At 41.5% G+C, this 10,594-nt stretch carries 12 protein-coding genes; 7 read left to right on the top strand and 5 right to left on the bottom strand.

Annotated elements, in window-relative coordinates; genetic code table 11:
• Window positions 1-617: 617 nt before the first annotated feature.
• From EKM65_RS10675 to EKM65_RS10665, 3 genes are read left to right on the top strand one after another with little or no spacing between them, the layout of a single operon-like run.
• On the top strand, window positions 618-1,652 hold the full coding sequence (locus tag EKM65_RS10675; RefSeq protein ID WP_125608320.1) for a lactonase family protein: 1,035 nt from the start codon (window positions 618-620) through the stop codon (window positions 1,650-1,652).
• Window positions 1,653-1,673: 21 nt separating this feature from the next.
• Window positions 1,674-2,501: an undecaprenyl-diphosphate phosphatase gene (locus EKM65_RS10670; protein WP_125608318.1), complete on the top strand. Its 828-nt coding sequence runs from the start codon at window positions 1,674-1,676 to the stop codon at window positions 2,499-2,501.
• Window positions 2,502-2,548: 47 nt separating this feature from the next.
• Complete coding sequence (locus EKM65_RS10665) at window positions 2,549-3,190, top strand: copper homeostasis protein CutC (protein WP_125608316.1); 642 nt, start codon at window positions 2,549-2,551, stop codon at window positions 3,188-3,190.
• A 442-nt stretch (window positions 3,191-3,632) separates the two neighbouring features.
• Here the strand turns inward: EKM65_RS10665 and EKM65_RS11365 are convergent, their stop codons facing one another.
• Together EKM65_RS11365 and EKM65_RS10660 are read right to left on the bottom strand one after the other, a co-directional pair.
• The gene (locus tag EKM65_RS11365; protein ID WP_164506923.1) at window positions 3,633-3,770 is read right to left on the bottom strand and encodes a hypothetical protein; all 138 of its coding nucleotides are present in this window, start codon (window positions 3,768-3,770) and stop codon (window positions 3,633-3,635) included.
• A gap of 84 nt (window positions 3,771-3,854) precedes the next feature.
• A complete protein-coding gene (locus EKM65_RS10660) occupies window positions 3,855-4,463 on the bottom strand; it encodes a DUF1054 family protein (protein ID WP_164506922.1) in 609 nt (202 codons plus the stop codon).
• Window positions 4,464-4,539: 76 nt separating this feature from the next.
• Between EKM65_RS10660 and EKM65_RS10655 the strand changes: the two genes are divergently transcribed.
• Window positions 4,540-5,007, top strand: a complete 468-nt coding sequence (locus tag EKM65_RS10655; RefSeq protein WP_125608312.1) for a YueI family protein — start codon at window positions 4,540-4,542, stop codon at window positions 5,005-5,007.
• A 30-nt stretch (window positions 5,008-5,037) separates the two neighbouring features.
• Window positions 5,038-6,354, top strand: coding sequence for a replication-associated recombination protein A (locus EKM65_RS10650; RefSeq protein ID WP_125608309.1), 1,317 nt, complete (start codon window positions 5,038-5,040; stop codon window positions 6,352-6,354).
• A gap of 196 nt (window positions 6,355-6,550) precedes the next feature.
• Here the strand turns inward: EKM65_RS10650 and EKM65_RS10645 are convergent, their stop codons facing one another.
• Genes EKM65_RS10645 through ccmA form a run of 3 tightly spaced genes read right to left on the bottom strand, consistent with a single transcriptional unit; the run spans window position 6,551 to window position 9,121 of the window.
• A complete protein-coding gene (locus EKM65_RS10645; RefSeq protein ID WP_125608307.1) occupies window positions 6,551-7,198 on the bottom strand; it encodes a TetR/AcrR family transcriptional regulator in 648 nt (215 codons plus the stop codon).
• 56 nt (window positions 7,199-7,254) lie between these two features.
• Window positions 7,255-8,406 (bottom strand): ABC transporter permease, encoded by a 1,152-nt coding sequence (locus EKM65_RS10640; protein ID WP_125608305.1) that lies wholly within the window; start codon window positions 8,404-8,406, stop codon window positions 7,255-7,257.
• Entirely contained in the window at window positions 8,384-9,121 is a 738-nt protein-coding gene (ccmA, locus tag EKM65_RS10635) for a heme ABC exporter ATP-binding protein CcmA (RefSeq protein ID WP_125608303.1), read from the bottom strand. Before ccmA ends, EKM65_RS10640 begins: the two co-directional genes overlap by 23 nt.
• Window positions 9,122-9,606: 485 nt before the next feature.
• On the opposite strand from ccmA, the gene EKM65_RS10630 reads away from it, so the two are divergent.
• On the top strand, window positions 9,607-9,894 hold the full coding sequence (locus tag EKM65_RS10630; RefSeq protein ID WP_125608301.1) for a hypothetical protein: 288 nt from the start codon (window positions 9,607-9,609) through the stop codon (window positions 9,892-9,894).
• 61 nt (window positions 9,895-9,955) lie between these two features.
• Window positions 9,956-10,444 carry a universal stress protein gene (locus EKM65_RS10625; protein WP_125608299.1) on the top strand — a complete coding sequence of 163 codons (489 nt, stop codon included), beginning with the start codon at window positions 9,956-9,958 and terminating at the stop codon, window positions 10,442-10,444.
• The last annotated feature ends 150 nt before the right edge of the window (window positions 10,445-10,594 follow it).

The raw sequence follows: 10,594 nt of genomic DNA, 5'->3' as shown, positions 1-10,594 counted from the left end.
CTGCAACAACAATTTCACCACTGAGCGGTATTTATTTTTCCTCACTAAACAAGCAAGAGGGCAACCTTTGCGCAAGCGCTGATTTGACGTGTGGTTGAATCACTTCTAACTTTCAGGAGTATAAATTTGCTATTAAATCACGCCATATTATCTTGTTTATCAGTGCCGGAGGAAAATCGCGGTCAGCCGCGGCATTCTTGTTAGTGGTTTACCACTTACAAGAAAGTTTGCATTTGAGACAAATCGGTTTTTGATTTGGCTCAAATCAATACTCGCAGCGTTCCACCAGCGTATTTCCCGCAGGCACGAAGAAGTACAACATCACAGTTCTAGGGTTTGCCGCTCTCAATAAAGCTCACATTCAAACTAAATTGGATTTGATTCGGCTCAAACCAATACTCACAGCGTTCCACCTGCGTATTTCTGTAGGCATGGAGAACCGCAACATCACAGTTCTAGGATTTGCCACCTCAAAATAAAGTATTATTTTTTATTCAACACGCTTTCATTTTAGCACACAACCTTTGCTTTTTTACAAAGACTAGTCCCTAAGTCTAGTAAATAGTTGTGCTGCATATGCTATACTAACAATGTGAAAAATTGGAGGTCAATTCGTGATGAAAGAAGAAATCTTATTTGGTGGTTACACTCGGAATGGTGGTAAAGGCATCTACCGTGGTGAACTAGATACTGAAACTGAAAGTATCGCTCAACCAGAAGTTTATATTGAAGTGCCACAAGCAACTTATTTAGCTTTAAGTAAGCAACATATTCTTTACACCGTTTGCAAAAATGAAAGCGGTGAAGAAGGCGGTGTGGCTGCTTATGATTTAAATGGCAGCGCGCCTAAATTATTAAACGCCGTTATGGCAGTCGGTGCTCCACCTGCTTATGTTGCAGTCGACGAGAAACGGCAGCTTGTTTACGGCGCTAATTATCATAAAGGTGAAGTTCTAGTCTATCGTATTGCCGCTGATGGTAGTCTTTCTCTTGCAAGTACGGAAACACACGTCGGTAGTGGCCCACGTCCAGAACAAGACAGTGCTCATGTCCACTTTACTGATTTAACACCTGATAAACGTTTGGTTGTTTGTGATTTAGGAACTGATGAAGTTGTCACTTATGACGTTAGCGATGAAGGTAATTTAACTAAAGTTGCCACTTACCGAACTGAACCAGGTTATGGTCCTCGTCATCTTGTTTTCAATCCTAATGGTAAGATTGCCTATTTATTAGGCGAACTTTCGAGTAACGTCCAGATTTTGAATTATCAACAAGATGGTAGTTTCAGTTTAATCACCACCTACTCATTAATTCCAGAGAATTACACTGAACATAATGGTAGTGCCGCAATTCGGATGAGCAGTGACGGTCAATTCCTGTACGCTTCCAATCGTGGCCATAATTCAATCGTTGTTTTTGCCGTAACGGCTAATGGTCGTGACTTACAATTGATTCAACGGATTAGTACAGAGGGCGACTTCCCCCGCGACTTCAACTTGGACCCAACGGAAAAATACGTCGTTTGCAGTAATCAAAACACAGGCAACACAACGCTTTATCGCCGCAATTCTGAACGCGGTACCTTAACTAAAATTCAACAAGATATCGTAACGCCTGAGAGTGTTTGCGTTATTTTCCCCCAAGCTTAAACTCGAAAGGACGTTTGACAATTGAATATTATTAAAGCCATTATCCTTGGGATCATCGAGGGTATTACTGAATTCTTACCGATTAGTTCGACTGGACATTTATATTTAGCTGATGAGTTTATCAAACTTAGCGAAGACAAAGCGTTCATCAACATGTTTATGGTCGTCATTCAATTGGGGGCAATCTTAGCCGTAGTCCTGATTTACTTCCATAAATTGAATCCCTTCTCCCCTAAGAAATCACAACGCGAAAAGGGCCAAACTTGGCAGCTCTGGTTTAAAGTTTTAGTTGCGGTTATCCCTTCAATGGTTGTCGGCCTACCATTAAATGATTGGATGGACGCTCATCTTAATACTTGGCCAGTGATTTCAGCAACCTTAATCATTTATGGCATTCTTTTCATCATCATCGAACGTTGGCATAAAGGGCATCAAAGTCGCTTCAATGATTTAAACAGCTTACCTTACTCAATTGCGCTGGGCATCGGTCTATTCCAACTATTGTCATTAATTCCCGGGACGTCCCGTTCTGGCGCGACAATTCTAGGCGCCATCATTATCGGCACTTCTCGTTTTGTGGCAACCGAGTTTTCATTCTTCATGGCAATTCCCACAATGTTTGGCGCGTCACTGCTGAAGGTCTTCAAGTTCTTAGCTCACAACAATTTCTCAGGCGATCAAGTGATTGTCCTATTAGTGGGCATGATTATTTCCTTCGTGGTCGCTTACTTATCGATTCGCTTCTTGTTGAATTACATTAAGAAGAATGACTTCCAAGCTTTTGGTTGGTATCGGATTGTCTTAGGTGTTATTGTGATTGCCTACTTTGGCTTAAAGGCAATTTTTTAGCAGGTTCAAGTTTACCTTATTTTTGAAAAAGAACAGGAGTGAAGCGTGTGTTAAAAGAAGTAGCAGTTGAAAACTTCACCATGATTCCCAAAGCCGTTGCTACTGGCGCTAATCGAATCGAATTGAACGATAACTTGGCTGTTGGTGGCACAACCGTCAGTCACGGCGTCATGGCCGAAGCAGCAAAATATCTCAACGAAAAAAATATCCCCCTAGTCGTGATGATTCGACCAAGAGGCGGTAATTTTGTTTATAACGACACCGAAATCAAGATGATGGAATCTGATTTGTTTTTAGCTCAAGAACTTGGTGTTGATGCCGTTACCTTTGGCGCATTAACACCAAACAATGAATTAGACAAAGAAGCGATGGAAATGCTCATCGGTGCCGCTGGCGGCCTAGAAGTCGTCATGCACATGGCCTTCGATGAAATTCCTGTTGCCAAACAGCAAGACAGCATTGATTGGTTAGTTGATCATCAAGTGAGCCGAATTTTAACTCACGGTGGTCCATTATCAAGCCCAATCGAAGCGCACTTAGCACAACTGCAACAAACGATTGCCTTAGCGAATCGGCGCATTGAAATCCTACCTGGCGGTGGCATTACCAACGTTAACGCTGATCATATCGCCGCAGAACTAGGTGTTAGTCAACTACATGGCACAAAAATCGTCGGCGTTTTAAAATAATTGTTCAACAAAATAGCGCAAATCCTAATACTGGATTTGCGCTATTTTTATATCATCGATAAATTGCATTATTGTGTTGCGCTTCTTTGTGCTGAACTTCTTCGTACCAGCGGGAAATACGCTCCGAGCATTGAATGTGAGCTTCATTGAGAGTAGCCAAACCCTAGAACTGTTATCTTGCTGTTCTTCGTGCCTGCGGAAAATACGCTGGTGGAACGCTGCGAGCATTGGTTTGAGCCGAATAAAAAACAATTCGTCTCAAACTCAAGCTTTCTTGTAAATGGTAAACCATTAACAAGAATTCCGCGGCTGACCGCGATTTTCCTCCGGCACTGACAAACAAGCTGACATGGTGTGATGTAGCCGCAAATTTGTGCTTCTAAAAATTAAAAGTGATTCAACCACTCATCAATTCAGCGCTTGCGCAAAGGTTGCCCCCTTGCTAGTTCAGTGACGGCGAAATAATACCGCTCAGTAGTGAAATTATTGTTGGTGATTTATCACCTACTATAAGGCTCGTATTTGAGACGATTAGCCCTTCAATCGGCTCAAATCGACGCCCACTACGTTCCAGCGCCAAGTATTATTTCGCCGCCACGGTACCCACTATTTCCATTTCCAACCTTTGCGCAAGCGCGAAGAAGCATAGCATAACAGTTTTAGTTTACGCTTCGTTATAAACGCGCATCAACTCTTGATATAACGGTGCTAAATCAATGATTTGATTTTGGATAAGTTGTTCAATCAACTGCGGATCAGCAAATTGCGGGTCATCTTTAGCAATCCACATCCCCAGAACAAAATCACTCTTGGGGTCTTGTTGGAATTTTTCAACAGCTGTCTCCCACGTTTCTTGAGAATATTCCTGGCTATCAGAACTAGCATGATTCGTTGAAATATGGAAGGCCGGAATAATTTGCCAATCAAGTTCACTTAAACTTGCAGCCACTTGATCACGGTTTTTCATGTCACTCAAAAGCGCTAAAGTAATAAACAACTTATCCGGCCACAAACCCACTTCAAAATGCGGCATCATTTTATAACCGCGGCTGTTACTGCTCAAAGCAAGCCAAGTATCAACCGGCGGATTTTTATGACGGCGCAAATGTTTGGCCAAATGAACCTTTAATTTTTGATGCAACTCTGGATAGAGCAACTGTGTCAAATGCTCACCCAAAATCTCGAAATCAGGATCGACTTCCGTTTGAATTTTCGCCAATCGCCCTGACAAAGTTGGATCATTAAAGACGTCAAAACTTGTTCTAGTTATCATCGCGAACCCCTTCTCAAACATGTTATACTAGTAACACTATTACTAATAATTCTAGCATATTAGCTGAGGTGAAAAAATGGCAAATGTAAATGATGTGAACGAACGCTTAACAACGTCTATGACTGGCACGCCAGAAACGCTCCCAGATCAACGGCGGCAATTTTTGGGTTCACTTCGCGAGCGCGTGTTATTAGCCATTCCCATCAAAGATCTAGCTAACGAACGAACTTTTCGTGTTTTTGAAACACACTTACGCGACTTTAACGATCAAACGGCGTTAATTAATGGCAAAGTTGACCATCGTCAAATGGGACCTTATTTACAATTGCTTGCAAAAGAAAACTTTGCTTTTACATTAGTTAATAAATCAGAAACACCAATTGAGCCAGACAGTTATGCCTTATTAATAGTCAGCCGCACCGCCGTCAATCAACAAACAATCAATCTACTTGATTTATATCCACTAATAACGACACCAACTTCAAAAAAGACTAACGAAAAGCCCGCAAAGAAAAGTTTCTTTGCGCGCCTATTTCATGATTAATTAATCAACAATACGAGAGAAGTGATTCACTTGGCACAACCATTAGCTTGGCGTATGCGCCCACAAAAATTAGCCGATATTGTCGGGCAACAACATTTAGTTGGTCCCGGTAAAATTATCGATCGTATGGTCAAAGCCAAACAACTTTCATCGATGATTCTTTATGGACCACCAGGCACAGGAAAGACTAGTATTGCCAGTGCTATTGCTGGCAGCACAAAATATGCTTTTCGCACACTCAACGCGGCCACTAATACGAAGAAAGACCTGCAAGCAATCGCTGAAGAAGGACGGATGAGTGGCACTGTTGTTTTATTACTCGATGAAATTCATCGCCTTGACAAAACTAAGCAAGACTTTCTATTACCACAATTAGAAAGTGGTCGCATCATTTTAATTGGTGCCACCACCGAAAACCCCTACATGACCATTAATCCAGCCATTCGCAGTCGGACACAAATTTTTGAAGTTTATCCATTGAAACCAGAGGAGATTAAGCAAGCGTTAAAACGCGCACTTGCTGATCAAGAAAATGGTTTGGGCAACTTAACGATTGAAATTGCTGATGAAACCCTCAATTTCTTATCACAACGAACGAATGGTGATTTACGCGCCGCGCTAAACGGTTTAGAATTAGCTGCCAATTCCACCGCACCTGATCAGAAAACAGGCGTGATCAAGATCACCATGACCGACGTGGAAGAATCTATTCAGAAGAAAAGTTTTTCTCATGATAAAGATGGCGATGCGCATTACGATGTGATTTCTGCATTTCAAAAATCAATTCGCGGTAGTGATACTGATGCTGCTCTCCACTATCTAGCTAGATTGATCGTTGCTGGCGATTTAACGAGTATTATGCGGCGTTTGATGGTCATCGCGTATGAAGATGTTGGTCTGGCTAATCCAGCCGCTGCAGCGCGAACTGTGAGTGCCTGCCAAGCTGCCGAAAGATTGGGACTTCCTGAAGCACGAATTCCGTTAGCAAGCGCTGTGATTGAATTATGCCTCTCGCCTAAATCTAACTCGGCCATGGCTGCCGTCGATGCCGCCATCAGCGACATTAACAATGGTCACGCTGGTCAAGTGCCCCGTCAATTACAAGATGCGCATTACGCTGGCGCTAAAGATTTACATCGTGGCGATACTTACCAATATCCGCACGACGCCCCCAACGATTGGTTAGCGCAACAATATTTACCTGACACATTGGCCAACAAGCAATACTACCAACCGAAACATAACGGCAAGATTGAAACGGCCTATAGCCAGCAATATCAACAATTACGGCACGCACAAAAACAAGGCCTGACCAAACAAAAGCACTCGAAAACTAGTCACGACTAAACAAGTCATTGACAAATAATCAACCTTTTAAAAAGTGCAGCAATGATTACACACTTGAAACCTAAATGATTAGAATTAAAAAGAATCGGGATAAAACTCCGATTCTTTTTTAGTTGGCATTGTCGCGGAATTTAACGCAACTTTTGTCCTGCTTTTTTTATATTAGTGACATCACATTTATTAGTACCATCACATTTTATTTGGGGGCCAAACCTTTAATTAGAAACTCACTCGCTGTCGCTGTGATTTCGTCAATATTCAAGGGCTGATCATTAAGCACAATGCTGGGAATTAAGTAGCTGCCTAATGTACCGATAATATAACGAAGGATGGTTGTTGGCGGCCAGTCAATTAAGTCACTCTTGACTTGGTAATGGTGAATTAATCGCGTTAAAGGTCCTGCTAAGACCGCTTCAAATTGCTGAGACAATCGCGCCATCATTTCCGGATGCGCCAGCGCTTCGCGGAAAAATATTTTACCTTCTTTACGATTCTGGTCAGCAAAGGTCAACCGATCGCGTAAAAAGTAACGAATAAACGTTGCGAAGGCCAAATTACTGTTGGCTTGAGCATCAGCAATAAATTCTGCAGCAGCTTGGGGCACAACCTCCGTAATAAATGGCGTGATGATCGCGTTCAAAATTTGATCCTTTGTCTTGAAATGTTTATAAACTGTTCCTTCAGAAACTCCGGCCGCCGCGGCAATATCACTGGTACTAGTATGATCAAAACCTTGATCAGCAAATAATTGTAAACTTGCACTTAAGACGGCGCGTTGCTTCTCAGACAGGTTGCTAGTCGCCAGCGACTGTTCAAATAAACGCTCAAAATTATGTGTGGTCATCTAAGCACCTCCTTCTGTTATCTGGTTAAACTTAATCGACTGCTGTTTCTGGCCGCTTAAACTTGACGGTACCGTTTCAAAGTCTGATTGTTCAATATTAGAAAAATAATTGTCATCACAGCTAAGACACCGAGATTTGGTGCGATCGTACTGAAAGTCGCGCCCTTCTCAATAACGGCGGTCATACTGTTAGCGCCATAATATAACGGCATTAAATGCGCAATAACTTGTAGCCAATTCGGCATCGTATCCAGCGCAATAATTCCTGAGAAAAAGATTTGGGGAATGGCCACAATAGGAATGAACTGCATCATCTGAAATTCTGAATTAGCAAATGTTGAAATAAACAACCCAATTGCCAACGCTACGGCGGCCATTAACAAGTTAATGAGAATAACTAACCCAATATTACCAATTATTTGAATGTTAAACACATAAATAGTAAAGATAACGACCATTAATGTTTGAACAATTGCAAAAGCACCGTAACCCAGTAAATACCCGGCAATAATCTCACTGCGCTTAATCGGCGTTGCCAATAAACGATACAAGGTTCCTGCCGTCCGTTCACGTAACAAGGCAATTCCTGAAATTAGAAAAACAAAAAAGAAAACAATAAAGCCCATTAAAATTGGCAGTAGCGTATCAAAATAAGTCGAATCCTGACTGCCATATAAATATTTAGTTTTAAGTTGATAGTTCTTGGCTGAAGCGACCGTCGCCTTACCAGAATGACCTGCAAACGTTGTTGATTTCGTCAATGCTGCTAATGCCGCCGCTAATTTTTTGATCGTAGCAGCTTCAGATTTAAGTGTTGCAGCAGCTGCTTGTGTTTTGAGTTTGACTTGTGCCTGCTGAATACTTTGCTTGATAACTGTACTCTTGCTCTGATCGCTATTGGCCAACACCAGCTTTAGTTGATCACCCTTTTGAGTGAGCAGGCCGGCGTAATCGTGTTGGCGAATAATTGTGGTCGCCGCACGCTGATCATGAATTGACTTAACTCGCAAATGATCATTTTTAAGTGCTGTCACTAACTCAGAATCAACCTGTCGCACAACTAAGGTAGTTTTAGTCTGACTGGTATTTTGAAATAAAAAGAAAACGAGTGACAAAATAAATAGCGGGCCGATAAACATTAAAACTAGTGTCCGTTTATCACGTAACATTTCCTTAAAAACACGCTTAACGATTCCGATTGTGCGCATCTTGATCCCTCCCTGCTTGCAAGAAAACTTGTTCAATTGACGTAACCTGATACTGACTAAGTAAAGCCGCCGGTGTCCCCTGAGCAATGGCTTCACCACCACGAATCATTAATACTTGATTAGCTTCTTCTGCATCTTCCATAACATGCGTTGTTAATAAAATTGTTTTACCAGCAGCAGCCATCTGATGTAGCTCATGCCATATTTGTTGGCGTAATTCAGGATCAATTCCCACAGTTGGTTCATCCAGAATTAATAACGGTGGATCACTAATCAAGGCAATTGCTAATGACAAACGCCGTTTCATCCCACCAGAATAATTTTTGACCCGTTTATTTAAATCCATCGTCAAATTGACTACAGCGGCTGCATGTGCAATTCGTTGTGATTGTACTTTTTTGTTCACCCCTTGCATTTCACAAAAGAATACCAAGTTTTCTTGAGCAGTGAGCTCGTCATATAACGCATCGGATTGTGCCATATAACCGATTTGGGCTAATGATTCGCGCCGTGGCATGTGTTGACCGAGCACAATAACCTCGCCTTCTTTAGGCTTAAGCATTCCCATAATCGTGCTGACCAAAGTTGTCTTACCCGCACCACTAGGACCGATTAATGCTAGAATTTCACCTGCTGCCACTTGTAAATTAATATCGTTTAGGACGGTGGTTTTACCATAGCCTTGTTTTAAATTCGTAATCGAAATGATTGCCATACTATATTGACCTTTCTTTAGTAAGTGAGTACTCACTTACTATAGCACAATTGTTTATCAGCACAAGTTTTTTAACAATCGCCTTAAACCATTCGTAGTTCCTTAAACAGCAGCGTTTTATCAGTTGTGTTGACTGTTCAATTGATCGGCAAGCGCTTTATTAATTGCAATTTATTTTTCATAATGTTAATCTTAGTTATGGAACTTCTAAGGTGTCCGATTGATTCAAATTTATGTTGACCGATCAAGTAATGAGACATTTTGGCCGTGGATCGTTATGCGGTGTGCGAGTCTTCTGACTTGCCAAGACCAAATAATTGCATGGCCCCTGCTTATCAATTAGCGGGCTCAACTAAACGAATCTCCAACGGCACCACTAGATATTCTCAAAGTTAAAAACTTTGTGGGATCAGCCTTGCTGATCCTTTTTTATTGATCAATAATTGGTATTAATGCCTTTTTTAATATATTCAAAGGAGTACTTCATGAATTCAGTTATCACGATTGCCGTAGCTATTTTTATTTTAGTCTTGGCCATTCTTGCAATTTATTTACTGACCCATTTACACAAGGCCTTCCTAATTTTCAATCCCGATGCTACGCCTCGTGTCCGTTCGGCGATGCTAGTAACCGGTATTTTATTATTAGCAACTTGTCTAGGTGGCATCTTGATCTTAATTTTGATGCCTGCCAAGTGGAATTTAATTACGCTAATCCTGGGGAGTATCATCACCGCCGGCTTTGCCATGGCAATTAACTTCTCCAACAGCTAAATCAATGCTTTTTACAAAGCGATGTTGTAGAATAAAGTTGAGGTTGAAGGGAGCGAGATAAATGCTACAACAATATCAGAAAATTCAAGTTGCAATTGATGGTTCATCAGAATCCGAATTGGCTTTTAAGAAAGCCGTTGCTGTTGCCAAACGGAATCAAGCTGAACTATTCTTAGTTCACGTCATTGATACCCGCGCATTCCAAAATGTGTCTAGTTTCGACTCCGCCATGGTCGAAGAGGTCTCAGAAACTGCCAAAGAATCCATGGTTAAGTATGTGCAAACGGCAAAAGATGCTGGACTTGAGCACGTCAAATATTTCATCGAATATGGTTCGCCCAAGACAATTCTAGGCAGAGAATTCCCTGCTCGCGAAAAAGTCGACTTAATCATGATTGGCGCAACCGGATTAAATGCGGTTGAACGTCTCTTATTAGGTTCCGTGACAGAATTCGTGACACGTAACGCCACTTGCGACGTCCTAGTCGTTCGGACTGATTTGAATAATCAACCAATTCCGTCGTTGAAAAAAGAAAAGACTAAGAAATAAATGTCCGGTTTAAAGGCACCATGCAATTAATTTGCATGGTGCCTTTTTTATGACACGATTTAGCTAACAGTTTGTAAGCAGTTAATAATCGACCGGCTGTGAAACACGACTTATTCAAGGTAAAATTACCTCATCATAGTAAATGGTGAG

Origin of the sequence: Lapidilactobacillus bayanensis (genome assembly GCF_003946695.1) — a bacterium.
Classification (GTDB): domain Bacteria; phylum Bacillota; class Bacilli; order Lactobacillales; family Lactobacillaceae; genus Lapidilactobacillus; species Lapidilactobacillus bayanensis.
Note: the sequence above shows the minus strand (reverse complement) of the source record. Positions and strands in the feature narration are given on the sequence as shown.